This window comes from Pseudomonas sp. GW821-FHT04C07, assembly GCF_059420325.1.
Window position 1 is genome coordinate 74,896 of the sequence record NZ_JBWKTM010000019.1, and the last position, 25,569, is coordinate 100,464.

Below are 25,569 nucleotides of genomic sequence, written 5' to 3' on the forward strand. Positions count from 1 at the left end.
TTACACGCCGCCACAGTCCATGTGTTAAGCCTCAACGAGTGTGGCTCAAAGACCATCTGTTCCAGGAGATACCCATGAAGCGTTCTGCCCTGGCTGGACTGCTCATCACCGCAACAATGCTGGCCTCGCCGGCATTCGCTTCAAACGATAGCGATCAATGTGTGATGAACCTTCAAGCAGTCAATAACAAGCTGGCCAGCACTACCACGCTGGACGCTGCCACCAAAGGTGTCGTCGTCACCAAAACCGAACAAGCCAAGGCCGCCCACAACGCAAACAATGACAAAGAGTGTGTTTCCCTGGCGCAGCAGGCGCTCCAGGACATTCAAAGTCACACGAATGGCCAATAGGGCCGGGCCAGAGCCAATCCAGAGCAGGCCCTGACGCACAGGCGCAGACAGAAGGTCGACTCGCCGCGCGCATTGGCGTACACTGCACCTACCTGCTGGTTATGCACAGCAGGTTCGGGGCCGTTTAGGATTCGACGCCGGTTGCGAAACTCTAGGTGCATGCCGAGTTGGTAACAGAACTCGTAAATCCACTGTTGCAACTACTTATAGTTGCCAATGACGAAACCTACGGGGAATACGCTCTCGCTGCGTAAGCAGCCTTAGCCCTTCCCTCCTGGTCACTTCGGTGCCAGCAATCATCAGGGGATGTCTGTAAACCCAAAGTGATTGTCATATAGAACAGAATCGCCGTGCAGTACGTTGTGGACGAAGCGGCTAAAACTTACACAACTCGCCCAAAGCACCCTGCCCGTCGGGTCGCTGAGGGTTAACTTAATAGACACGGCTACGCATGTAGTACCGACAGCGGAGTACTGGCGGACGGGGGTTCAAATCCCCCCGGCTCCACCAAACGAAGCACCAACGAAGCCCGCCTTGTGCGGGCTTCGTTGCATCTGGGGTTTAGGTGATCCCCGTACAGGAGCGAGGCTTGCCCGCGAAGAGGCCCGTACGGCTGGCATCCATCGTCGCCAACACAAGCCGCTGACGTTTACTTGCGTCGGCGGTCCGTTGCGCTCTGGCCAAAAGCACCGGTGACGACTGGCAGAGCTGGGCCAACAACCGTCTCTTACCCTTGAGTATCTTTCGCAGGGGGCGATCATGAAGCGATTCATTGAAGGTGACGGTACCTGCAAATCGACCGGCACATTCTCGAATGGGTTGTTGCCGACAACCCACCAACTACCGCGAAAGTGTTCGCGGCAGTTGGTACTGATTGACAGGCGAAACTGCACCACGACCCCAGTTGGGATGTTGCCTATCAATTAAAGGTGAACCTTCAGGAAGGCTTGCGAAAATGGGCTCCCTTAAAAAGGGGTGTCGTGTCGATTAGTACCGATATGTTGCCTGCACTGAAATTCCATTCGCACTGTTTTCGTAACTGGCACTGTATGCAGGTTGAAGACCGGAGGTGTTCCGCTGATTTACCGAGACTTTGGAATCCCAGAGATAACCATAAGCGAAGTCTATCGTCAGATCGGGATTCGGCAAATAAGCGCCGCCCAAGGTCACGGCTTGGCGGTTGCCAACCGGAATGCGCACGCTGCGATCGGCATTTCCTACTGGCGACGGATCATAGGCGTAGCCTGCGCGCATCAGCCATTGCGGGGTCAATTGATAGGATGCGCCAACCGCGGTGGACCAAGTGTCGTGCCAGTTCAATGGTTCGCCCACACTCCCCAGGCCGACACTCTGACCAGCGGCGGAAACATCGCTGTTGATTGCTTCGAACTTGTCGAGCCGGCTCCAACGTTTCCAGGTGGCCCCCAGGTATCCGGTCCAGCGACTATCGAAATGATGGGTGATGGACGTATCCACTGATTCGGGCATAACAATAGCTATCTTGGCGGGATAACTTCCGTCCACCGGGAGAACAGCCGGGGAGCCGGAAACCGTAGTATGCCCTTTGAGTTGATAGCTCACCTTCGAGTGATAGTTAATCCCCCAACTCGTTGCATCACTCAAGTCGACCAAGAGGCCGACGTTGTAGCCCAATGCCGTGTCATCGCCCTTGATGGTGACCCGTGTGTCCTGGCCGTTGTTCAGGGCGCCGGTGGCCAAGTAGTTCTCAAGTTTTGCATCGAAATGGTTTATGGTCGGTCCGCCACCAATGGACAAGTAATCATTGATCCGATAGGCAATGGTGGGCTGCAGGGTCACCTCCTTGGTCGAGCTATAGGAACCATGGTAGCGGCCCTGAAAAGTGCTCTCGTAGTCATTGATCAGTCCACTCGGAGCATAGAGGCCAAGACCAATCGAAAGACGATCATCAAGCGGCGTCGACATATAGAAGAAGGGCACTACCCCCAAAGGTACCGAGTTCCCCTTACTTGTTCCTGCAACTCTGCTCTGCGCATCACTGATGTCGTTGCTCACCGAGACGACCGCGGCCCCGCCGGAAATTTCACTGCGCTGCAACTTGGTCAAACCTGCAGGGTTTCCGTAGATGGTGCTGGCGTCCAGCGCGGATGACGACCTTCCCGCATAAGCAGTTCCCGCACTGCTGGCACTTTGTTCGTTAAGGGCAATGCCATTGGCTCCTGCAATTGTAGAGGCGCTGAGTAGTGCCATGGTACTGGTGAACTTAATCCACGCAGCACACTTTCGCTGAGCAGAGAGACACGGGATCGCACGGCTATTCAGTTTCATATTCCACCTCTTATTTATTGTTTTTGTTGATTGCACGCAGGCAAGGCTTCGCCTTCCTGTGCACTTGTCAGTGCCGGTTGGAGTTGATCGAAGTTGTGTAAAAGGCCCTGACTGATTAGTACCAGGGCATGTTTGCTGGACTTACGGAAGCGAATCCGGGCTCATTTAAGCCATTCCACTTGAAAGCTGTAGCGACCTAGAAGGAGGGCCAGGTTTTCCTCATCGGCCCCGGCCCGGATACATGCGACTAGCCCACGACGACCATCCTGTACCACCTCTACCGCAATCTCCCGCAGACACAGGCGCTCCACTTCCTGCTGGACTACCCTGCCAATCTCACGCTGCTGCAAGGCGGGCTTGAATATCTTGCCCACGGCAGTCAGTGGCAGCGTTTCGAGGATTTCAATGCGCTTGGGAACTGCAGCCCGCTCGCTGATGTTGAGCTGAGCGAACACCTGAAGGTCTTCGGCGTTGCAGGCTTGCCCGGGTCGCAGTTGAACGTAGGCGACCGGCACCTCGCCCGAGTAGGCATCCGGGCTGCCGATTGCAGCGGCTAAGGCTACGGCGGGATGTGCCTGCAGCGCCTCCTCGATTTGCTTGGGATCGATATTGTGGCCGCCACGGATGATCAACTCTTTCTTGCGTCCGGTCAGCCAGAAGTAACCCTGTGCATCCTGGCGACCCAAATCGCCCGTATTCAGCCAGCGCTGACCGTCGATATCGATCCAAAGACCCCGGTTATGACTCTCCTCCAGATAGCCATCGAAGAGGTTCGGACCACTGATCGTGATGACGCCGATTTCATCCACATTGGCGTCACGCAGGTACTCTCCAGAATCATTGAGCAAGACCGCGCGCATATTCTGATGGGCGATCCGTATCCCGATGGAGCCCATACGGCGCTCGCCATGGGGAGGATTGACCGAGGAGACACAGGCGCCTTCCGTGAGGCCATAGCCTTCGAGGATCTTCACCCCGGTCCGGCGCTCGAATTCTCGGAAAAGCTCCGCTGGCATTGGGGCGGCGCCACACATTGCATAGCGAAGACTGGATAGGTCGCGACCCTGCCATTCATTTTGCAAAAGTGCAGCATAGACAGTTGGCACGCCGGAAAAGAAGTTGATACCGAAGTGCTCGACCATCTCCCAGAATCGTGGGATCACCCCCTCGCCACGATACCCGTGAGGCGTCCCAAGGATCACATGGTCGCCTTGAGTCCAAGGCATCAGTCCAGTCACCAGTTGTCCATTGACATGAAATAGTGGCAGACCACAAAAGATAACCTGGCCACCATCGCGCGGCTGCAAGTGAGCGGCCACGGCCCATGCATTGAATACTTCAGAACCATGGGTGCGCGCGGCGATCTTGGGAAGCCCGGTGGTGCCACCGGTACAGATATAGGAGGAGCATTCATCCGGGCAGATTTGCCGACCGCTCTTCAGGTGCGTGTGCGGCTGAGTATTCATCAGCGATTGCAAATCGTGGATCGCGATACCGCTGTGTAAGTCTCGCTCCTTCAGGGCCGCTGCTCTCAGGGCCTCACGCACAGGTTCGACGACATAGTCCTGCATGCTGACCCAAACGACATGCCTGATTGTTGGTAATTGATCCAGCTGCGAGGCCAATTTGGGCCATAGATCGCTGCCCGCAGTCGGCGCAAGCGTCACCACCACGGTTGCCTTGGCGGCATTCAGCAAGCCAGCCATCTGCTTGGCCTCGAGCAGAGGATTGATCGCCATGACGATGCCTGCCGCCTCGCCGCCCCATATAGTGAAGTGAGTTTCCGGCAAGTTGGGCAGGATGAAGGCAAGCACCTCGCCTGGTTTAATCCCCAGGTCGTGGAAAGCATTCGCCGCGCGGGTTATATCCGCGAAAAGCTCAGAATAGGTCCACTGGTAGATGCGCCTGAAATCGGCGGCATCGGCGAAGAAGCTGAGGGCTGGCGCGTGGGGAGTGCGTTCGACCGCTTGTCGCAACGCGTCGTAGGTACTGGCCGCCAAGCCGCGCTCCGACAAGGGGACTCGTTCGAGACTCTTGATGTCGCTCAGGGTCTGTACCGTCATCAGACTTCCTCCACGACTCGGTTGCGTTGTACGCCGAGGTCGATCACGCCATCGGCGCTGCGAATGCGCGCCTCGACCATGTCACCTGGCTTGAGATACTGCGGCCGGCTCTCCTGCGCCTTGAGGAACAGCTTCCACTTGGTGGCTTCTGGCATCAGGGCCGCAATGCGCTGTTTGGCAGGCGAAGGTACCGTTAGAGCACAGCCGGCAGGAGTGCCGGTGGCGATCAGGTCTCCAGCGGCGAGATCTTGCAGGGAGGAGAGCTCGGTAAGGGTTTCAGCCGGGCCGTAAACCAGGTTGGCCGTGCTGTCGTTCTGTCGTACCTGATCGTTGACCGTCAGGCGCAGTTGCAGTGCTTTCAGGTAATGCATGTCCTTGGCACCCAGAAGGCAGAGGTAGGGGCCGACCGGGCCAAAAGTGCGGAAGCTCTTGCCCTTGTAGAACTGCATCTGGGGAATCTGAATGTCACGAGCCGAGTAGTCATTGACGATGACGACGCCTGCGATGAACTCATGCAGATTGGCGTCGGTGACAGTAACAGCGCCGGTGATCGCGCGTTTCATCACCAGCCCCAGTTCGATCTCGTAGTCAAGGAAGCGCACAGTGCGCGGCTTGATCAGGTCGCTGTCAGCCGCCACCAGGCAACTCGTCGCCTTGGTGAAGATCATGTTGAATTTCTTCGCATCCGGGTCCATGCCCGACTCGATCATGTGCTGACGGTAGTTGGCGCCCTGGCAGACGAACTGCTGGTTACGGGTCACCGGCGACAGCAGTTTCACTTCGCCTTCATCCAACTCCGCACCTTTCATTCGAGCGAGGTCGTCGAGACTGTTCTGGCGAATGAAGTCACCGGTGGTTTCAAAAGCACCGGGGACAACAGTGATACGGCCTTGGCGTAGCACGCCCCAGTGGATACCGTTCTGAAACTCAAAGCGGACTACGTGTACAGCAGACATTGAAGGTACTCCTGGAGCAGCGTTGTCCCGCGCGCGGCGGCGCGAGAACTGTGGTGTTGTTCTGAGGAAGGGCTGGCGGATCTACCCGAACATCCGCATAAGCGTTATCAACTTGCGAACTGTCAGGTCCGGGCTGCGTCGCAGGTTACGGATCAGCGCACGCAGATTGGTCAAGTTCATCTTGGGTTTTGTAAAACTCTTGGGCATGCGCTGCCCCCACTGCGCCATTGCCTCGGGGCTCACGGGATGAATGCCTGTAGGCTGTACGGCCGTGAAGATATCCCCGTCGCAGTAATGCTCGTGCTTATCGCCCCAAGGGTCTTGCCAGTAATCGAAGATCTGACTGCCCAGGATGTGCCGGCCAATTCCCCATGAGTGCTCCCAACCCCGCTCCCGCAGGACGCGCTGCCCCATGCCCACCGCGTCTGCATCGACGACCTCATAGGCGCTATGGCTATAGGTAGCCATGAACCCTTGCGCTATCGCGAGCGTATGGTGAGCCGTTGGAATATCACCGAGGTCAAGGCGCATGAAGGCGACGATAGGTGTGCCGTCGGGGAGTACCTGCACATCGCTGGGAATAAACCCGAAATGCTGCGTATACCAGGCACAGGTCGCCTGGTAGTCGGCCACTTCAATCACGACGTGGCCAAGTTTGAGTACTTCAGGCGGTGCAATCGGCGGGCGCTGCGTGGAGTTGATGCGCGGCTGCTCTTGCGCCAGATTCCAAGGAAGTGGGGCTCTGTGTACCAGCGTTTTACTTTGAGCCTGGTCGCAAACAGCTTCCACAATGAACCCGGAAGGATCGGTCAGCCTGACGTAATGTCCGCCTCCAGGATGTACCGATTTCTCGACCGCTGACGCGCCTGGGATTCGAGCCAGCTTTTCCAGATCCTTGAGAGACTGGACTGCCAGTCCGAACCCGACAAAGCGAGCATGTTCTGCACGATGAACACGGTAACAATAGGGAGCCGGTTCAGAGGCGCGCAGATAGAGCGTATCGGCGTTCTGATGACTGACCGTCAAGCCGAAGTCAGTCAGGAAACGCGCCGCCTCGCTCAAGTCCGGCCGTTGAAAGATCAAGTGAGTCAGATCCTGGGCCTTCACCGTCGGCTGCGGATGCCGGGCAGGATGTTGTGTCGCCAACTGGGGCATTTCATTTTTGTTGTTCATTGTTCTTGTTTTCCGGTTTTTCAGGGCAAAGCGATCCCGACCCCCTGAAAATGCCAGAGGTGTTTTTTGTTGAGTCGGTTACCGCGCTCAGTCGAGAGGGGGAAGTGCCGGCAACTCTTTGGTCGCCAGCGCTCGCGCCTCCCCTGCCGGCACACCCAATGCCCGCAGCACTAGCTCGGCCGTGTCAGAGCCCGATTCGCGCCACGTTCTGTGCCCTTCCAGCACCAGGAAAATTGAGCCGAGGACGCTGCTCGATATCAGCGTCAGCACTGAGAGCAATTGATCCTGCGCAAACGTGTACCGCCCACTGGATAGTCCGCTCAGAAGATCCGTAGTCGCTTGGCTGCTAAACATTTCGCGCAACGAAGAGTTGCTCATGGCGAATTTATGTATGAACGCCCCCCACTGGGGGTCCTCGTGAGCTCGACGAATGAAGAATCGAATGCCATTGGCAAGGCGCTGAGCCGGATCGGAGAGGGAATTGAAGCTCTTGTTGACGCGCTCATGCATCTCCCTCGCGAGATAGCCCGCGACCTCCTCGAACAGGTTTCCCATGCTGTCGATATTGCTATAGATCGTTCCGCGCGCCACTCCTGCCTCTTGCGCAAGGTCGAGGATGTTCACCTGAGAGGTGCCTTTTTCAGCGAACAGGCGGAAGGCGGCTTGATGAATGCGGCGCTGTATCGGATTTAGGGATTTCACGCTCTCTCTCTCCAGAATTACCTTATGGCTGAATTGAACACTCGTGTTCAGCTGCCGTCAACAAGGATTTTTGAATCAAGAGCGCGTCTCACAATAAAAACCGTTCTATGCCTCATGAATCTGGATGTTATGAGTGATATGGCAAGGTCCATGGAGGGTCTTTAGATTTCTACATATTGACTTAAATGAACACGCGTGTTCATCTGCGTCGTGCTTCTGGCCCATCTTCTCGGTAGGGCCATCAAACCGGCCCATCGATGTAAACCAGGACCTCAATAAACCTGAGGAGCACCGTGCCTGTGTTGCTCCTCAGGTATTGCCCCTTCGCGACGGCTGGCCGATTTTTCATTAACTGAAGGACAGAACATGACCGGCTCAAAGCTCTTCGAACCGCTTCGATTGCCTAACGGCACGGTGATTCCAAACCGAATCGCCAAGGCTGCCATGGAGGAGAACCTCGCCAATGAGGATCACGCTCCAGGGGAAGCGCTGGCCAGGCTCTATCGGCGTTGGGCGGACGGTGGAGCCGGTCTGATCATCACTGGCAACGTCATGGTTGATCGCCACGCCTTGACCGGACCGGCTGGCGTGGTGCTTGAGGATGATCGGAACCTGGGCAAATTCACGCTATGGGCCGATGCTTGCCGCAGTCGCGGAGCCCAGGCCTGGATGCAAATCAATCATCCCGGACGGCAGCTATTGGCTTCAATGGGGCAATCGGCACGAGGGCCCTCCGCGGTTGCCGTCGACATTCCCGGTCTTTCAAAGGCTTTTGTGCCGCCCCGGGCCTTGAATGAGCAGGAGATCGAAGAGCTGATTGAGCGCTATACCCATGCTGCAGTGCTGGCCGAGCGTGCCGGATTCACCGGCGTGGAGATTCATGCGGCGCATGGCTACCTGTTCAGCCAATTCCTTTCGCCCTTGACCAACCGGCGTAGCGACCGCTGGGGTGGCAGCCTGGAAAATCGTGCGCAAATTCTCCTGCAAACCATCGACGCCATACGTCAGCGAGTGGCACCGACCTTTTGCGTCGCGGTGAAGCTCAATTCCGCGGACTTTCAGCGCGGCGGTTTCGATGCCGAGGATGCGGCTCGCGTGGTGGAAATGCTCAACGCCAAAGCGGTCGACCTGGTCGAGTTGTCAGGTGGCAGCTACGAAAGCCCGGCGATGCAGGGACAGACCCGCGATGGCAGCCGTCTGGCTCGAGAAGCCTATTTTCTCGAGATCGCGCAGAGAATAGGAGAAATAGCGCGCATGCCGCTGATGGTCACCGGCGGCGTGCGTAGAAAGGAGGTCGCGGAGCGAGTGGTGAGCGGCTCGGTGTCGATGGTGGGGCTTGCCACTGCATTGGCAATCGAGCCGGCCCTGCCAAGCCAGTGGATGGCAGGTCAGAACACCGAAGTGGAGCCCATCGTCGTGCGTTGGAAGAACAAGGCGCTGGCATCGCTTGCATTGGCATCGGTGGTCAAGAAGCAGCTCGGCTTGTTGAGCCAAGGGAAGCGGACAAAACCCGGGACGTCGCCACTCTTGGCATTGATCGGCAATCAGCTGAAATCTCGTCGCCAGGCGAAGAACTATCGGCAATGGATTGGCCGGGCCTAGCGGGTCGAGGATGACATCAGGGTAGCGGCTTGCCGGCGATTCTCTTGGCTTTGGCAGGTGTTACGCCCAGAGCCTTGAGAATCATCTCGGCGACCCGCATATCGTGCTCCGCCACCGTGCGTCCCTCGACAACCGAGCGCATGGCTCCGGTTGTGCAGGATACGACCAAGTCCAGGGCGATCCCTTCGTCCTCGTAAGCGAAAGTGCCCGCGCGCAGACCTTCACGCAGGTCGCCCAGCACATGGTCAGCCAAGCGCGAGCGCATGGCCTGATCGGAATGGATGATGCGCAGCAATGCGTTGGCCCATTGATGGTCGTACGCGGCCCGGCATACGAACATGCGCACGCCAATCGAAAGCCGCTGTGCGCCGCAGTGCACGTCCGAGCTCAGGGCGGAAATGGCATCGGAGAACTCGGCCGCCATGGCGATGCCGACCGCCTCGAGTACTTCATCGCGAGTTCGAAAATAGTTGTAGATCGTGCCGTTGGATACCTCGGCCTCTGCGGCGACCTCGAGCAGTGCGATCTCCCCCACCTCCTTGCGTGCGACAAGACGCAATGCCGCGTCCACCAGGCCGCGACGGGTGCGTTCACGCTTCTTGTGGCCTCGAGTGAGAGGCTCTTGCGCAGTTGCTACTGAAGGAAAAATGGGGGACGGCATCTTCAGGCTCTTAATCGAGGTGGTTCGTTGATGGTAATGGAAACGCTTTCGGCAGTGACATCTTCGCTGGCCAAAATACCTCGGCAGTCTCTGAGGAAACTGGCCGCTTCTGCGCCAGGGGCGTGGTGCATGATGATACGGTCGGGGCGAACCGCGACCAGCGTCCCTTTAGCAGCCAGCGGCAGGATGTCATGGTTCAAGTCTTCGATGAAGTCGCAACTGCCGCCTGAGCGCTGGCCGCATGTTCTGATCTGTAAGAAGTGGCCTCCCATTTTTTCCCAGGAAACGATCTGAGCAGGTGTCAGCACTGACAGCGGGTCAACACCGAATCCAACCAGGGTCAGGTTGTCTCCAAGAGCATCGTCGCTCAGCTTGATCTGCTTTTGCATGTTGCGAACCCAGGCCTGGGGAAACAGGCTGCCACGTACCAGCTTGTCGCCCCGACGGTGCTTCACGAACAGGCCGTGTTTGAAGATGTTCTTCGGCTTGATGTCCAACTGTTCGAAGTACCTCCGGGTAGCGGGGGTCAACGTCAGCATGCGCATCAGGCCGTGGATGAAGAAAGCTGCGATCTTGTTCTTGGGCATCACCAGGCGACCCATGAGTTTGGCTAGATTGATCATCGCCTGAGCATGAGGACGGCGCTCTACGTCATAGGTGTCGAGCACCGCAGGCGCGGCATAGCCGCGAAGGACCCAGGCCAGTTTCCAGGCCAGGTTGGCGCCATCTCGAAGTCCCGCTACGAGACCTTGCCCGACAAAAGGGGGCGTGATGTGCGCTGCGTCGCCGGCGAGGAAAACGCGTCCCTTGCTGAATCTGTTGCAGCAGCGCGCATGAAATCGATACACAGCCTTGCGCTCGATTTCCAGCTCCCGCGGATTGATCCATGGCGCTATCAGCCGGGCGATGCTTTCCGGGCTTTCCAGTTCTTCGCGCGATTCGCCGGGTTGCAGCATGAACTCCCAGCGCTCCCTGCCGCCGGGTGCGGGCATGTGCGGCGTTGGGCGCCGTGGATCGCAGAGAAACTCAATGTGATCAATCGCCGACTTATGCCGGTTCATGACATCGACAATCAGCCAATCCTCCGCATAGGTCTGCCCTTCGAACTCCTGGCCAATCAGTGTTCTGACCCTGGAGCTTGCGCCATCCGCACCGACCAGGTACTGGGCGCGAACGGAGTGCGAGTGACCCTCCTGATCCCGTACGGAGGCGACGACGCAGTCCGACTCCTCGACCAGGCTTTCGAGCTCGAAGCCGCCCAGGCTGGTCACTGACTTCAGCCGGGAAACCTGGCTGCGCATCGCTCGTTCGAGGTCAGGCTGATAGAAGGTCACAAGCTTGGGGTGGCCGTCGATACACCCGGCAGTATTGGCGCGACCGAATTGCCCGAGAACCGGAGAGTGCATCCTCACTTCAGGGATAGCGATCTTCTCGAAAGCGTCCTCCGACAATCCGGCGAGTTGCAGGATACGCAGCGCCTCGTTGTCCAGGGCAATGGCGCGGGGCATTAGTACGACCTCATGGGTCTTGTCCAATACCAGTGTCTTTACCCCATAGCGGCCGAGCAGCGCTGCGATTGTCGCACCTACCGGACCGTTACCGACGACCAGCACATCGACGGCGGTGGGAGGCAGTTCGGATACTTTCTTGTTGTTGTTCATATCGAGCCCTTGTTGTGATTGAAGTCGTGGGACGCGCAGGTCTCATCGTCAGGCAATGTGAAGATATGTAAAATTGAGACAATTTTCAATATTGATGTTTTTGTCATTAATCTATGAAGTCATTACTACACCGGTATGAGGCCACGTGGGCTGTACTGAGAGTGTCAGGAGGCTTGCGAATCGAGCGGTCCGAAGAGATGAATCCCGGATGCCTGAGGAGTGAAGTCGCGCTTGCGTCAGTTTCCGACCGGTGAGGCTTGGCTTCTGAGCCGAACAGCGTTGTCATTGGAGCCATGCTTCACAGCGCACAACTATGTTTTAGTCTTCAGGAATCCAACGTGGCGCGTCCGCAGCCCCATCCGAACCCAGTCCAGCTCTGCTTCGTTGACTTCGAGCTCGACGAGGCCAACGCCTGCTTGTCACGTAATGGAGAAGCCGTGGCGTTGGCGCCAACGCCCTTCACCCTGCTTTGCGCACTTGCACGCCAGCCGGGATCGCTGGTGACCAAGGATGCTTTGCTCGATGAAGTGTGGGGGCATCGGTTTGTCAGCGATTCGGTGCTGAAGACGGCCATCAGCGATCTGCGCAAGGTGCTGGGCGACGACCCCAGGCGGCCCCGCTTCATCGAGACTGTGTCGCGGCGCGGCTATCGCTTCATCGCCGCGCCGTCCCCTGCCCCTTCGATGCCGCCTGCATCCACGACGTTACCCACGGCTGGCGCGCATCCGTCGCCGCCATTCATCGGTCGCACCGACGAGGTTTCAAAGCTGCAATGGGCGTGGGAGCGGGCTTACGGTGGCCAACGTGCAGTGGTCTGGCTCGCCGGAGAACCGGGGATTGGCAAGACCACGTTGATCGAACATTTCCTCGCCAGCCTTGGCGGCGGCATCGCCTGCGCACGTGGCCATTGCGTGGAACACTACGGTGCCGGCGAGCCGTACCTGCCGGTGCTGGAGGCGTTGGCCGATCTGTGCCGCAGCGACCCCACCCTGCCAACGCTGTTGCGCGCCGTGGCGCCGACCTGGCTGCTGCAACTGCCGTGGCTGAGCACTATGGAGGAGCGAGATGCATTGCGGCGCGAGCTTGCTGGCATCGGCCCGGACCGCATGCTCCGGGAAATGGGCGAACTGCTGGACCGCTACACAGAGCAGCGCCCACTGTTGCTGGTGACCGAAGACCTGCACTGGAGCGATCGGGCGACGGTCCAGCTCATCGACTATCTGGCGCGGCGACGTAGCCCCATGCGGCTTATGTGGCTGTCGAGCTTTCGCCTCGCCGAGGTGGTAGCGCTCGATCATCCGCTCAGCTCGTTGCGCCACGAACTGCGCCTGCAACGCCTGTGCGAGGAAGTGGTGCTCGATCCGTTCTCGGAAACCGAGGTCGCTGACTATATTGCGCTGCATTCCCTCTCGTTGGCGCGAGATGAAACTTTCGTACGTGCCCTGCACGAGCGTACTGACGGTGTGCCGTTGTTCGTATCGTCAGTCATCAGTGAAGTGATGGACCCAACGGACGACGACGCCACCATCGAGGCTCGGCTGGCGGGATTGGCGGTCCCCCAGAACCTCGCGGCCATCATCGATCACTACATCACCAAGCTCGGACAGGAGCAGCGTGCGCTGCTCTCGGCGGCAGCGGTGTGCGGAGTCGAATTCCGGGTCGAGACGGTTTCGCTGGCCCTCGAGCGCGACCTCGCATCTGTGGCCGACACCTGCGAAGAACTGGTGCGCGAGCAGGTATGGCTCACACGGTCGCGGGCCACCGACGTCGAAGAGACGGTAGAGCCACCCTACTCGTTCCGGCATGCCCTCTTCCGCCAGGTGCTGTACGACCGCACGCCACGCTCATTGCGCACCCACCTCCATCGCCAGGTTGGCACTGCCCTCGAACGCGAGCGCACGGCCGGCATGCCGGTCGCTGCCTCGGAGCTGGCAATGCACTTCGACCGGGCTCGGCAGCCGATGGTCGCGCTGCGCTACTACGCCGAGGCCGCAGAAGCCGCGCTGCTGCACTTCAGCCCGACCTTGTGCATCGCCCTCACTGAGCGCGCGTTGGTCCTGCTGACGCAGGCACCAGAAGGGACCGAGCGCGATACGCTCGAAATTACCTTGGCCACGCTGCAGGGCGTGTCGGCTTTTCACACGGTCGGTGTCGGCAACGAAGCCAGGAACGCGTTCGAACGCGCGTACACGCTGTTAGCGGATGTACCCGAACATCCAATGCGCGGTCGCCTGCTGCACGGATTCGGCTATCTGCTTGGTCTGCGCGGCGACTATGCGCTGGCGCTGGAGGTGGCGGAACGCGCCGAAGCCCTTTCGTGCGAGGCGAACGATCCAGCGCTCATGCTGGCAGCGTGCATCGTGCAGGGCGAGGTACATCATCTCCAGGGTCGCACGCAGACAACCCGCAGTTGGCTAGAGCGCGCCCTCGCGATTGCCGAGCCGCTGGACATCGGGGCGAACGAGATTTTTGCGGCCGATCCTCAGGTCATGCTGCACGGTATGCTGGCCATAGAGCTCGTGCGTTCTGGCCTGATTGAGCAAGGCCGAGCCCACATGCAGCGGGCGCGGACCCGCGCGCAGGTGCTTCGCCAACCCATGACCTGGCTGGTCGCCACCTGGCAGGAGGTGTTGATCGAGGTGCGGATGGGCAACCCTGTGCGTGTAGCAGCGCTGGCTGACGACATGCAGAAGCTGGTCGATGAGTATTCGCTCGCACTGGGGCGTACGGCTTGCCGCTGGTGGCGCGGCTGGGCCGATGCGCGCAATGGCGCGCCACGCGACGGCTACCGACGCATCCGCGAGGCCTACGAAGAACACACCGGGCTCGGCATGCGCTCCGGTGCCAGCGAGGTGCTCGGCTACGCCGCCGAGGCGTTGCTGCTGGCGGGTGATTGCGACGCCGCGCGAGTCGAGCTGGAGCAAGCACTACGGGTGGGGGAAGAACTGGGCGAGCGCGTATACCTGCCGCAACTGTTGCTACTGGAGGCAGCGATTGCGCGGACGCAGGGCCGCTTCGACGCCGGCAACACTGCGGTTCGGCATGCGATTGAGGAGGCTCGTACCCAGGAAGCACCATGGCTGGAGCTGCTCGCGCTGGTCGAGCTGTGCGGGCACCACAACGCCACGGCCGAGGACCACCAGGCATTGGCGACGCTGGTTGACCAGTCACCCGAAACTGACGGAACCGAGCTGGTGAAACGTGCACGCTCGCTGCTTCAGGCTGCAAAGCTGGCTTGAAGCGACACGACTTCTGTGCGGGGCAGGCGCAGTCCCGACCGAAGTCTGACCTTTCGCTTACGACTCGACCCAGGGGGCGGCCTACGCTGTCGTCGAACTTTCTTGCCCCCCTGGTCTGCAATGAGCCTGAACCCTGAATCCAAGTACCCGAACCGCCGCTCGTACGTCGTGAAGCTGCGTAGCGATGCCATGCCCGGGGCCCTCGTGGGCCGCCTCGAAAACCTGGTCACCGGGCGTCAGCGTGACTTTTCGTCCGCCGAAGCGTTGCTGGAGTCGATTGACTCGGACCTCGCGTCAGCGGCCGGCGAGCACACGGCAGATGCCGACGGCGAATGACGTCTCCAACATAAATGAGCGCTCGATATGGCGACCGAACGGCGACGCTTCGCTGACGACTTCGCGCACACCGGGCCCTACGCTGATGCCATCTCGAATCTACACGAGTCCAACCCAATGCAGCGACTTCCACCCCCCCATCCGCTGACCCGCTACGCCGGGCAGACAACCTTCCAACATGCCGAACGCCTGGTCGGCGTCGTCGTTGGTGCGGCGCTCGCCGCGTCTATCGCCCTGATCTTGACCGGTTGCTCCACGGAGGTCCTCAAGCCGTCGGTAGACCTGCCGGCAAAGTTCGCCGCAAGCACGGCCTCCGAGATGGAACCCGAAGCCGCGTGGTGGAAGACCTTCAACGACCCGGTGTTGACGGATCTGGTGCGCCGCGCGATGCGCGAGAACCGGGACATCAAGATCGCCGCCGAGCGCGTGCGCGCCGCACGCGCCGGCGAGACGATCAGTCGCTCCTGGCTGTCCCCGAGTGTTGGCGTGTCCGCCTTCGGCGCCAACGGCAGCACCAACTACGACACTGCCAAAAAGCAGGGTTTTCCAGACACCAAGACCGTCGGCGCGGGCCTGGACGTCTCGTGGGAGCTTGACCTGAGCGGACGCCTGCGCGCTGGCGCGACCGCGGCCGAGGCCGAGGCACTGGCCGCGGAGCACGGCGTGCGCGGCGTGCGTCTGCTGGTGATGAGCGACGTCGCCAGCAACTACTTCACGCTGGTCGGCGCGCTGCGCCAGGCCGAAACATTACGCGCGATCTCGGCGGCGCAGGACGAGACACTGCGCCTGGTTACCGCGCGCCACCGTGCAGGGCTGGCAACCTCCTTCGACGTCGAGCGCGCGCAGACTGATGCCGCATCGGCGCGCGCGCAGATCCCGCCGTTGGAAACGCTGGCAGCCGTATCGCGGCACCGCATCGCAGTGCTGATCGGTGACCAGGCCTTTAACGCCACGAGCATCCAGCCCTCGCCTGGCAACGCGGTGGCCCCCGAGGCCCGGCAGGGGCAGCCCGCCACCCTGCTACAGCGCCGGCCTGATGTATTGGCGTTGATGGCGCAGCTCGATGCCGCCAATGCGCGCCGTAAAGAAGCCGCAGCCGAGTGGTTTCCGCGGCTGTTCCTTGGGGCATCCTACGGCCGCCAGGGCCTTGAGATGAACGGTCTGGACTTCGGCGCCGCCCGCTTCACCAACGTGGCGGGTCTGCTCACCATGCCGATCTTCAACGCCGGGCGCACGCGCGCGATCAACGAGGTCGCCGAGAGCGGCCAGCGTGAGGCACTACTGCGCGCCGAGGACGGCATCGTACGGGCGCTCGAGGATGTGGAGAACGCCCTCGTCACGCAGGCGCAAGAGCGCCACCGCGCCGAGTCTTTGCAGTCGGCCACCGAGTCCGCGGAGGCTGCGCTGAGTCACGCGCAGTCGCTCTACGATAGAGGGCAGATTGATCTGTTGCCGCTGCTGGATTCGCAGCGGGCGCGCCTGGCGGCACGCCTGAACGCCAACGACAGCAACACCCGCCTGCTGCTCGACAGCGTGCAGCTCTACAAGGCACTGGGCGGGGGCTGGCAGGTGTTCGAACAACCCGCCACCTCCACCGCAGCCACCGCAGCCGACCGGCCACCACTTTCCTAAGAATCTGTCGTTTTTCAAAGAGGAACCGCCTTGAAAACCTCCCTTACTGCGGCCGGCGCCCTGGCCGTCGCCGTCATGCTGTCCGCGTGTAGCCCGGACCAGCCCACCGTGCAGGCACCACGGCCAGTACGCACCGTTGAAATCAACTATGACAATGCCCGCGACATCAGTCGCTACGTGGGCACCGTACAGTCGCGACATGAAGTCGACCAGGCCTTCCGCGTGGGCGGCAAGGTCGCCCAGCGCAAGGTCGATGTAGGCCAGTTTGTGCACGAAGGCGACATACTGGCTGCGCTGGATGACAGCGACTACCGCCTCGCTGAGCAAGCGTCGCAGCAACAGTGGGCGGTTGCCGTCGAGCAGACGCATCAGGCCGACTCGGACCGCCAGCGCCTGACCGCGCTAAAGGTTGACGGCTCGGTCAGTGCGGCCGACGACGAGCGTGCGCATACCAATGCCCAGACCGCGCATGCGACCGCCGAGGCCGAGGCGCGAAAGCTTGAGCTCGCGCGCAACCGGCTCAAATACACCGTGCTGCGCGCCTCTCGAAGCGGCGTCGTCACGGCTGTGCGCTTTGAGGCGGGGCAAATCGTGGCGGAGGGCCAACCGGTTGTCTCGATTGCGAATCCGGATGAATCCGAGATCGTCGTCGATGTGCCCGAGGATCAGCTGTCAGTCTTCAAGGAGGCGCGTTTCAAGGCCTCGCTGGCCAGTGCGCCAAACGAGACCTTCGATGTCACGCTGCGCGAGTTGTCGCCACAGGCTGCGGCGCAGACGCGCACCTATCGCGCGCGGCTTAAGCCGGTGCAGGCGCTGCCGCTGGGCGCCACTGCCACGGTAACGGCCGAGCGCATGATGACAAGTATCTCCGTGGCGGCGGTGCCGGCCACGGCACTGACGCAAAGTGGCGGCCAGCCAGCGCTGTGGGTGGTCACACCCGCGGGCAAGGATCCGGTAGGCACCGTCGAACTGGAGCGCGTGGCCGTTTGGGGCTACCGCAACGACGAGGTGCTCGTCTCCGGGCCGCAGGCCGGCGTATTGGTCGTCACTGCCGGGGTCCAGAAGATGACGTCCGGACTGAAGGTCGCGTTGCCCGGCGCGGCGATTGTTGACGCGAACACCACGCAGCAGGCCGCCCGATGAACAATTTCAACCTCACCGACTGGGCGCTGCGTCATCGCGCCATCGTCCTGTTCATGCTCCTCATTGTCGCAGTGGCCGGCGCCTTCAGCTTCACCAGGCTCGGTCAGCTCGAGGATCCGAACTTTTCCGTGCCCTCCATGACCGCGATCGTCATCTGGCCGGGCGCAACTGCCCAGCAGATGCAAGACCAGGTCCTCAATCGCATGGAGAAGAAATTCGAGCAGATCGACAACTTCGAGAAGGTGGTCACCTACGCGCGACAAGGCTACGCTGGCATGACGCTTACCGTGCGCGGCGGCACCTCCAAGGCCGACCAGCGCGAGGCCTGGTACCAGGCGCGCAAGAAACTCAACGACCTGAACCGTGAGCTGCCTGACGGCGTGATCGGCCCAATCGTAAACGACGAGTACGGCGACGTGTATGGCCTGATGTACGCGGTCAAGGGTGACGGCGTCGGCCACGCCGACCTGTCGGACGCGGCCGAGGACATCAAGCGCCGCATGCTGAAGGTACCGATGGTCAAGAAGATCGATGTCATCGGCAAGCAGGCCAAGCGTGTCTACGTCGAGTTCTCGCACGAACGCCTGGCAGCGCTGGGCATTACACCGCTGGCCATCGCCGAAAGCCTCAAGAGCCAGAACGCCCTGTTGCCCGCAGGCCAGATCGACACCAACGGCGACCGCGTCATGGTGCGCGTGAGCGGCCAGTTCGCCAGCGAAGAGGCTATCCGCAACGTGCCCATCGCCGCGGGCGGCCGGCTGATCAAGCTCGGCGACATCGCGACCGTCTCGCGTGGCTTTGAGGACCCGCCAACCTACACGGTCCGCCACAATGGCCAGCCGGTGCTGATGCTTGGCATCACGATGACCAACGACGGCAATATCGTAGACCTCGGCAAAGCGATGGAGACAGCGGTCGACAAGATCCAGTCCGAGCTGCCGCACGGCGTGGAACTGGAGCGCGTGGCCGACCAGCCCTCCACTGTGAAGGACGCGATCTGGGACTTCGAGCGGTCGCTGATGGAGGCGCTGATCATCGTGATCGCGGTGAGCCTGGCCAGTCTGGGCTGGCGCACAGGCCTTGTGGTCGCGACCTCGGTGCCGCTGGTGTTGGGTGGCGTGGCGTTGGTGATGCTGGCAATGGGCTGGAACCTTGAGCGCATCTCGCTCGGCTCACTGATCATTGCTCTTGGCCTGCTGGTCGATGACGCGATCATCGCTATCGAAATGATGGTGGTGAAGATGGAGGCCGGCATGGACCGCGTGAAGGCGGCCGCGTTCTCCTACCAGTCCACCGCCATGCCGCGCCTGACCGGTGCACTAATCACCGTCGTGGGCTTCTTGCCCATCGGCCTCTCGAAGTCCACCACCGGCGAGTACGCGGGTGGCATTTTCTGGATCGTCGGCGCCGCGGTGCTGTTCTCGTGGATCTGCTCGGGTATCTTCACGCCGTACCTGGCGGTCAAGATGCTGCCCAATGACTTCGGCAAGCACCAGCATGCCGGCGATCCGTATGACTCGAAGTTCTACCGCAAGCTGCGCGGTCTGATCGACACCGCCATTGAGCGTCGCTGGGTGGTCATCGGCGCAACGTTTGGCGCCCTGGCGCTTGCTCTGGCCGGTATGAAGTTTGTGCCCCAGCAGTTCTTCCCCAACAGTTCGCGCCCTGAGCTGGTCGTCGACCTGCGCATGAAAGAAGGTTCGTCCTTCGCGGCGACCACCGAGCAGGTGAAGCGGATGGAGGCGCAGCTGTCGAAGGACGAGGAAGTCAAGTACTTCACCGCCTACACTGGCGCCGGCGCACCGCGCTTCTATCTCTCGCTCAACCCCGAGTTGCCGAATCCTGGATTTGCCCAGTTCGTTGTGATGACCAAGGATCTGGATGCCCGCGAGCGGGTGCGTGCGCGGTTGATGGCCGCGGCCGACCAGCAGTTCCCGCAGGCGTGGGTGCGGGTAACCCGGCTTGAGCTGGGGCCGCCCGTCGGTTACCCGGTGCAGTTCCGCGTCGTCGGCCCCGATACCCAGGTGGTGCGCCAGATCGCCCGCGATGTGGAGAAGGTGGTCGGGGCCAGTCCGAAGGTGCGCGACCTCCAACTCGACTGGAACGACCCGGTGCGCACGCTGAAAGTGCAGCTTGATCAGGACAAGGCTAGCGCGCTGGGTCTCACGCCGGCTGACGTGTCACTGGCGACCCAGACCGTGATGAACGGCGCAACCCTGTCGCAGCTGCGTGAGCACGAGGACCTGATCGACATCGTGGCCCGTGCCGTGCCTGAGGAGCGCTTGAGCCTCGACACACTGAAAGACATCAACCTCTACACGCGCCAGGGCACGGTGGTGCCACTGTCGCAAGTCGCACAGCTGCGCTCCGAGCTGGAAGAGCCGGTGCTGTGGCGCCGCAACCGCGACATGGCGATCACGGTGCGTGCCGACGTGAAGGATGGCGAGCAAGGTGTATCGGTGACGCAGGAGATCCAGCCGTTGCTTAAGGACATCGAAGCCAAGCTGCCGACGGGCTATCGCATAGACGTGGGCGGAGCGGTTGAGGAAAGTGACAAGGCCAACAAGGCGCTGCTCGCCGTGGCCCCACTGATGCTGATCACCATCCTGTTGCTGCTGATGCTGCAACTGCAGAACTTTTCCCGCATGTGGATGGTGATGCTGACTGCACCGCTCGGCCTGATCGGTGTGGTGCCGGCGCTGCTGGTGTTCCAGTCGCCGCTGGGCTTCGTCGCGATCCTCGGCATCATCGCACTGGGTGGCATGATCATGCGCAACTCGGTGATCCTGATCGACCAGGTGCAAACCGAGATCGCCGAAGGGCGCGACCCGTGGAATGCCGTGCTGGATGCCGCCATTCACCGGGCCCGTCCGGTGATGCTGACGGCGCTGGCCACTGTGCTTGCAATGATCCCGCTAACGCGCAGTGTGTTCTGGGGACCGATGGCAATTGCGATCATGGGCGGCCTTACCGTGGCGACGCTACTGACGATCTTCTTCGTCCCGGCGCTGTACGCCGCATGGTTCAAGGTGGGTCGCCAGACGGCCGCTGACACCCAACAGCTACGGGGGGACGCCGCGCTCGCTTCTGAGTGATGAGTGCCGTAGCACGTGTGCAATTTCGCACGGTATTCCAACTAAAAAATCAAACCCGATATCAATGTTATAAATCAATAGGCTACTGAGCAGATTCAAATCACCCCGGCCCACCAAACAAGCTATACAAATCAGGCACTTAGCGTTTATCGCAAGTGCCTTTTTTGTGCCTGAATGGGTGGTTTTGGCTCGGTGATGCCGGCTTAATGACAGCATTTATGGAGTAGAGGATGCAGATAACTCGACGCGCGCTCACGCTCAGGACGGTCAGAAGAGACTTCTTGCAGGGCGATCTGACCAATAGGCTCGATGCGTACAAAGGCGGAGTGTCGGCGAGGTTTTCCGCAAAGATCGAAGCAGGGACAGATTGTGAGTTCGTGGTAAGCATCAGCACCGAAGAGCTTTTTGCCATGATTGATAAAAAGCTCTCGACTAGCATTGAGTCTCAAGAAGGGTTGGCTATCGGCAGGTCTTCAATCGAAGCACTCAAAGTGCTGCTTTGTGGAGCGGACCTGTAAGTGTACGGTTATCCGTATAGGATGAATGCCGCGACACGTTTTCAGAATCAATAAAACGTGTCGCGACACGACGCAACCCATTGATTTTGTTAGACCTTGAATCTCTCTAGACCGCCCTATGCCGCCCTATACGGTACAAGCTGGCTTGAATTTGGTATCGCCAATAGCCATAATCGGCTTGTCACCAGCGAAAGCTGGCAGGAGTCTGGATCCTTTTCGGGGTTGATCCAGCGGCGCAGAAGGGGCGATGCAAGCTCAGCTGCGTGTCGATTGAAGCCGCCTTCGGGCGGCTTTGCTTTATATGGGGATCAAGGATTGCCTCTCTACTACCACCCCAAGCAAGGCGATGTTCTTCTGTGCGACTTCACACGGGGCTTTGTTGCTCCTGAAATGCTGAAGATACGCAAGGTCGTGGTGATATCCCCTACCGCCACACATAATCGCAAGCTCTGTACTGTCGTCCCTATCTCCTCCACCACGCCGGAGATTCAGCAGGACTGGCACCATCTATTGCGTACCAATCCCCTTCCTACCGATGGCTACAAGGAGCTGTGGGTGAAGTGTGACATGATCTACACGGTCAGCTTTGAGCGCCTCGACAAGTTACACAGAAAAACTCGAAGCAGTGGTCGTGAATACTTTGTCCCCCGCCTAAGCGCCGAGGATATGCAGGGTGTGATTGCCTGCGTGAAGGCATACCTACCGCTTTAATATGCCGCTCCCCCCTATCGATTCAACTCCCTCACATACGCCTGGCACGCCGCCAGCGCAATCAATCTCCAGTGCCGTCGTCAGTGATGCCGATCATCGATTATGCGCGGTTCCACCTCGCGCCACTCAACAACACTGCTAGCCTCCTTGCGCAGTACCAACCCACACAAGGAAAAACAAAATGCCCGTTTTTTGGGTTGAAAGATATTTTAGGTAATTAGGGGGCAGGCCACGATCCCTGGCCTGAGGGATCACGCAGATGCGAAATAAATCGTGGTCTCCGATTTCCTTTGATAGCCACCTCGGCGTCCGGCTTTTCTGACAGCGACCAACCCACTAACGGGCCCGACCCCGCGTGGATTACAACTTGCCTGCCAACTCGATGATGACTTCGCGTACCCAGCGTTGGCCGCTATGGCCATGGTTGCGCTCGTGCCACAGCATGCTCACGGTGAAGCCCGGCACGGGGAAAGGGCATTCAACCACCGTGAGCGCCTCGCTACGATCGTGCACCAGCCGTTCCGGCACCAGGGCAATAAAGTCAGAGTTGGCGACGATTTCAGGTACGAGCAGGAACGATGCCGCGGAAAGCGCAACGTTACGTTTGTAGCCTAGCGCTGCGAGCCCGTCGTCCACTGGGGTTGTGAAGTCGCCACCGCGCAGCGAGACGACAATATGGTCCAGCCGCGCGAACTGTTCCACAGAAAGCCCTAGTCGCAGTCCCGGATGCCGATGCCTGCCGATAAGCACGTAGCGCTCGTCGTACAGATGCCGGCTGCGCAGACTGACTGGGCCATGCTCGGGCGTCATCAACGCCAGGTCCACTTCGCCACTGGCCATCTGCACTTCCAACTCTGGCGGATCAAGATGGCGCAAGGCAATCCGCACACCGGGTGCCTGCTTTCGTAGCGCAACCGCCAACGGCTGGACCACTGTCTTCTGCAGGTAATCGGTGCAGGCGATAGCGACAGTGAGTCGAGCCTTTATCGGGTCGAAGTGGCGGTGCCCGGCCACCGTGGCGCGCACCTGATCCAGCGCGAGGCGAAGCGGATCAAGCAGCTCAATGGCCTTGGCAGTGGGCGTCATGCCGCGCTGCACCGGTATCAGCAAAGGGTCATCGAACAGTTCGCGCAAGCGGTTCAACTGTGCGCTCACTGCCGGCTGGCTGAGGTGCAGGCGCTCAGCCGCGCGAGTCACGTTCTGTTCCACCAGAAGGGTTTCCAGAGTGACCAGCAGGTTAAGGTCCAAACGTCTTTTGGTATCCATTGCATGGATGGTAGCGGAAAATTATTTTGATTTCACGGATACCTTAGGCCAATACAGACTGCCACCTGTCTCATTACTCTGTGAAAACCAAGCCATGCACTCAACCAGCAGAAAAAAAGTTCTTATCGTCCATGCTCACCCCGAGCAGACTTCCGTGACCTGTCATCTTGTCGATATCTCCATCGAAGTACTGAAGGCCCAGGGCCACGAGGTAATGCATTCTGACCTGTACACCATGGGATGGAAGGCAGTGTTCGACGGCGAGGATTTTCCCAAACGTGCCAATCAGGAACGTCTGTCTTTCATCGAGGAATCGGGGCACGCCTTTTCCAACGGTTGCCAGACGCCCGACGTCGAAGAAGAGCAACGAAAGATCCTGGCGGCGGATGCGGTGATCCTGCTGTTCCCACTGTGGTGGTTCAGCATGCCGGCGATCATGAAGGGGTGGGTGGACCGAGTGTGGGCCTATGGTTTGGCCTACGGCTACCAAGGGGCCGGTAACGCCTATCGCTACGGCGAAGGCGGCTTTGAAGGAAAGCGCGCGCTGCTGGCGGTCTCTGTCGGCGGGCCGGCAGACGACTACTCTCCCCGTGGAATCAACGGGTCGTTGGAGCAATTGCTCTTTCCCATCACGCACGGTGCGCTGTTCTTTCCTGGCATGCAGGTGCTGCCCACCTTCGCGGTGTATGGAACGGGTAGAATCGACGCCCAAGCTATGGCCGAAGCGGCTGCAGCCTGGCGCGGCCGAGTGGAGCGTCTGTTCGACGACGCGCCGATTGCTTTCCGCCCACAGAACGGCGGTGACTATCCAGACCGCCACGTGTTGGCCGACCACATTGCACCGACTCAGACAGGATTGACGGCTCACATCGCCGATGCCCCTCAACCCGCTGCGGCCGAGGAATACAGCGCCCCTGTCCCTGCCACCATTCTGGAGCGCTGAGGTGAAAACGGTCGTGATCCTCACGCGCAAAGCGAACGCGTCTAGTGAAACGCTGGCGAGCCTTGCCGCGCCGGAGATGCAGGCCGTCTGGCAAGGCTTTGCAACCGGCTGCGTGCGCGCCGCACATGGGTTGCTGGAAGGCGCAGGCGCATTACTGGAACTGGAAACTGCCACTCCAGAAGAAGCGATGCATTTTGTAGAAGCCCTGCCATATGTGGCGCAAAAGCTGCTCGACGTGCAGTACTACGCCCTCAAGCCCTTTCCTGGCTTCGCAGCGCTGGCGGGGTGACTGCGTAAGCCCCACAACTTTCGGAGCCTACTGTGTTCTCGCACACGTTCATCGGCGTCAATAACTTCGAACGAGCACTTTCGTTCTACACGGCATTGAGTGGCGGTTGGGTTTGCGCTGTTTGATGCAGGGTTGCAGCCGACGTTGATTACGGATTTGACGGTGGGTTCGTCGCTGGATCGGACACAAAAAATCTGACAGTCCCGATTAGTCGCAATCTGTGAGCTTCAGACGTTTCCTGCAACCTATAACGCCTTGGGTGAACTTGCGCAGGATGACCCACGAAGATAATCTTCGCGGGCCGCTGCAAAATCAGCGACCGGTTTTGACAGACCGAATAAGATCAAGGCATGCAAGTGCCGCTATCCGATCAGTTGGCGCTTTTTTTGCGTCCGCTGTTTCGTATTATGGCGGCTGTGCGTGGGGCACCTTCGGGTGCGCCGGGTTCCTTGATCCTCGGTCTGTCAACCCGCGTCCAGCTGCCACCCATTCTTGTTTGACAGCAGGTAGTGGCTGCTCCATTTGATCAAGGAGCTTCACTATGAAAAAGATCACCCCCAATCTTCCCGAAATCCCAAGCCTCTCCACCTCCGAGGCCCTCGACTCCAGCAAACTCCACGAAGCCGCCGAGCGCGCCCTCGATTACCACCTGCGATCACCCCTCGATCAACCGAAGCTCGACAGACGTCCACGCACCATCTTCGCCGTTGCCCCCGACGTCGATACTGAAACGCTGTTGGTTCACGCCTGCGAGTCGCTCGCGTCGCTCAATGTCATGAGCACTGACCTGGCCTTCGAGCTTGAAGGCTCTCGCCGCAATGTCGCGCTGGCGATTCAGCAGATGGTTGTAGTGGTCTAATTTCCCCGGACACCTCGATAAGTGGAAAATGCATCTATCGAGGAGTTTTTCATGACCGACAAA

The 25,569-nt window shown here is 60.0% G+C and carries 20 protein-coding genes, 1 other RNA gene and 1 pseudogene; 14 read left to right on the forward strand and 8 right to left on the reverse strand.

Annotated features, from left to right (window positions below; translation table 11 throughout):
• Nucleotides 1–74 precede the first annotated feature (74 nt).
• Both AC07UI_RS27085 and ssrA read left to right on the forward strand, forming a co-directional pair.
• On the forward strand, nucleotides 75–350 hold the full coding sequence (locus AC07UI_RS27085; protein ID WP_494995368.1) for a PA2433 domain-containing protein: 276 nt from the start codon (nucleotides 75–77) through the stop codon (nucleotides 348–350).
• A 116-nt stretch (nucleotides 351–466) separates the two neighbouring features.
• Nucleotides 467–860, forward strand: a transfer-messenger RNA (tmRNA) gene (ssrA, locus tag AC07UI_RS27090).
• A gap of 477 nt (nucleotides 861–1,337) precedes the next feature.
• On the opposite strand, the gene AC07UI_RS27095 is transcribed toward ssrA, so the two are convergent.
• The 5 genes from AC07UI_RS27095 to AC07UI_RS27115 all read right to left on the reverse strand — a co-directional run bounded on the left by AC07UI_RS27095 (nucleotide 1,338) and on the right by AC07UI_RS27115 (nucleotide 7,551).
• The gene (locus tag AC07UI_RS27095) at nucleotides 1,338–2,657 is read right to left on the reverse strand and encodes an outer membrane protein transport protein (protein WP_494995369.1); all 1,320 of its coding nucleotides are present in this window, start codon (nucleotides 2,655–2,657) and stop codon (nucleotides 1,338–1,340) included.
• Between the two features lie 161 nt (nucleotides 2,658–2,818).
• Complete coding sequence (locus AC07UI_RS27100; RefSeq protein WP_494995370.1) at nucleotides 2,819–4,720, reverse strand: acyl-CoA synthetase; 1,902 nt, start codon at nucleotides 4,718–4,720, stop codon at nucleotides 2,819–2,821.
• A complete protein-coding gene (locus AC07UI_RS27105; RefSeq protein ID WP_494995371.1) occupies nucleotides 4,720–5,676 on the reverse strand; it encodes a fumarylacetoacetate hydrolase family protein in 957 nt (318 codons plus the stop codon). The genes AC07UI_RS27100 and AC07UI_RS27105 overlap by 1 nt, the downstream gene beginning before the upstream one ends.
• Nucleotides 5,677–5,757: 81 nt before the next feature.
• Nucleotides 5,758–6,849 (reverse strand): VOC family protein, encoded by a 1,092-nt coding sequence (locus tag AC07UI_RS27110; RefSeq protein WP_494995372.1) that lies wholly within the window; start codon nucleotides 6,847–6,849, stop codon nucleotides 5,758–5,760.
• Between the two features lie 87 nt (nucleotides 6,850–6,936).
• A complete protein-coding gene (locus tag AC07UI_RS27115; RefSeq protein WP_494995373.1) occupies nucleotides 6,937–7,551 on the reverse strand; it encodes a TetR/AcrR family transcriptional regulator in 615 nt (204 codons plus the stop codon).
• A gap of 366 nt (nucleotides 7,552–7,917) precedes the next feature.
• Between AC07UI_RS27115 and AC07UI_RS27120 the strand changes: the two genes are divergently transcribed.
• Complete coding sequence (locus AC07UI_RS27120; RefSeq protein ID WP_494995374.1) at nucleotides 7,918–9,153, forward strand: NADH:flavin oxidoreductase/NADH oxidase family protein; 1,236 nt, start codon at nucleotides 7,918–7,920, stop codon at nucleotides 9,151–9,153.
• A gap of 16 nt (nucleotides 9,154–9,169) precedes the next feature.
• On the opposite strand, the gene AC07UI_RS27125 is transcribed toward AC07UI_RS27120, so the two are convergent.
• Nucleotides 9,170–9,814, reverse strand: coding sequence for a TetR/AcrR family transcriptional regulator (locus tag AC07UI_RS27125; RefSeq protein WP_494995375.1), 645 nt, complete (start codon nucleotides 9,812–9,814; stop codon nucleotides 9,170–9,172).
• Nucleotides 9,815–9,816: 2 nt separating this feature from the next.
• Entirely contained in the window at nucleotides 9,817–11,475 is a 1,659-nt protein-coding gene (gene mhpA / locus AC07UI_RS27130) for a bifunctional 3-(3-hydroxy-phenyl)propionate/3-hydroxycinnamic acid hydroxylase MhpA (protein WP_494995376.1), read from the reverse strand.
• A 338-nt stretch (nucleotides 11,476–11,813) separates the two neighbouring features.
• On the opposite strand from mhpA, the gene AC07UI_RS27135 reads away from it, so the two are divergent.
• From AC07UI_RS27135 to AC07UI_RS27165, 7 genes are all read left to right on the forward strand, one after another.
• Nucleotides 11,814–14,714, forward strand: a complete 2,901-nt coding sequence (locus AC07UI_RS27135; RefSeq protein ID WP_494995377.1) for an AAA family ATPase — start codon at nucleotides 11,814–11,816, stop codon at nucleotides 14,712–14,714.
• 120 nt (nucleotides 14,715–14,834) lie between these two features.
• Entirely contained in the window at nucleotides 14,835–15,050 is a 216-nt protein-coding gene (locus tag AC07UI_RS27140) for a hypothetical protein (protein WP_494995378.1), read from the forward strand.
• Between the two features lie 117 nt (nucleotides 15,051–15,167).
• A complete protein-coding gene (locus AC07UI_RS27145) occupies nucleotides 15,168–16,682 on the forward strand; it encodes a TolC family protein (protein ID WP_494995390.1) in 1,515 nt (504 codons plus the stop codon).
• 30 nt (nucleotides 16,683–16,712) lie between these two features.
• Complete coding sequence (locus AC07UI_RS27150; RefSeq protein WP_494995379.1) at nucleotides 16,713–17,825, forward strand: efflux RND transporter periplasmic adaptor subunit; 1,113 nt, start codon at nucleotides 16,713–16,715, stop codon at nucleotides 17,823–17,825.
• Complete coding sequence (locus tag AC07UI_RS27155) at nucleotides 17,822–20,920, forward strand: efflux RND transporter permease subunit (protein ID WP_494995380.1); 3,099 nt, start codon at nucleotides 17,822–17,824, stop codon at nucleotides 20,918–20,920. Before AC07UI_RS27150 ends, AC07UI_RS27155 begins: the two co-directional genes overlap by 4 nt.
• Before the next feature lie 230 nt (nucleotides 20,921–21,150).
• Entirely contained in the window at nucleotides 21,151–21,438 is a 288-nt protein-coding gene (locus tag AC07UI_RS27160) for a hypothetical protein (RefSeq protein WP_494995381.1), read from the forward strand.
• A 96-nt stretch (nucleotides 21,439–21,534) separates the two neighbouring features.
• Nucleotides 21,535–22,149, forward strand: a complete 615-nt coding sequence (locus tag AC07UI_RS27165; protein ID WP_494995382.1) for a type II toxin-antitoxin system PemK/MazF family toxin — start codon at nucleotides 21,535–21,537, stop codon at nucleotides 22,147–22,149.
• 360 nt (nucleotides 22,150–22,509) lie between these two features.
• Here AC07UI_RS27165 and AC07UI_RS27170 read toward each other — a convergent pair whose 3' ends face one another.
• A complete protein-coding gene (locus AC07UI_RS27170) occupies nucleotides 22,510–23,397 on the reverse strand; it encodes a LysR family transcriptional regulator (protein ID WP_494995383.1) in 888 nt (295 codons plus the stop codon).
• Between the two features lie 112 nt (nucleotides 23,398–23,509).
• Between AC07UI_RS27170 and AC07UI_RS27175 the strand changes: the two genes are divergently transcribed.
• From AC07UI_RS27175 to AC07UI_RS27190, 4 genes and pseudogenes are all read left to right on the forward strand, one after another.
• On the forward strand, nucleotides 23,510–24,358 hold the full coding sequence (locus tag AC07UI_RS27175) for an NAD(P)H-dependent oxidoreductase (protein WP_494995384.1): 849 nt from the start codon (nucleotides 23,510–23,512) through the stop codon (nucleotides 24,356–24,358).
• 1 nt (nucleotide 24,359) lies between these two features.
• A complete protein-coding gene (locus tag AC07UI_RS27180) occupies nucleotides 24,360–24,647 on the forward strand; it encodes a hypothetical protein (protein ID WP_494995385.1) in 288 nt (95 codons plus the stop codon).
• A 99-nt stretch (nucleotides 24,648–24,746) separates the two neighbouring features.
• Nucleotides 24,747–24,845: pseudogene (locus AC07UI_RS27185) on the forward strand (hydrolase); the annotation flags it as partial.
• Between the two features lie 343 nt (nucleotides 24,846–25,188).
• A complete protein-coding gene (locus tag AC07UI_RS27190; protein WP_494995386.1) occupies nucleotides 25,189–25,506 on the forward strand; it encodes a DUF6124 family protein in 318 nt (105 codons plus the stop codon).
• Nucleotides 25,507–25,569 lie beyond the last annotated feature (63 nt).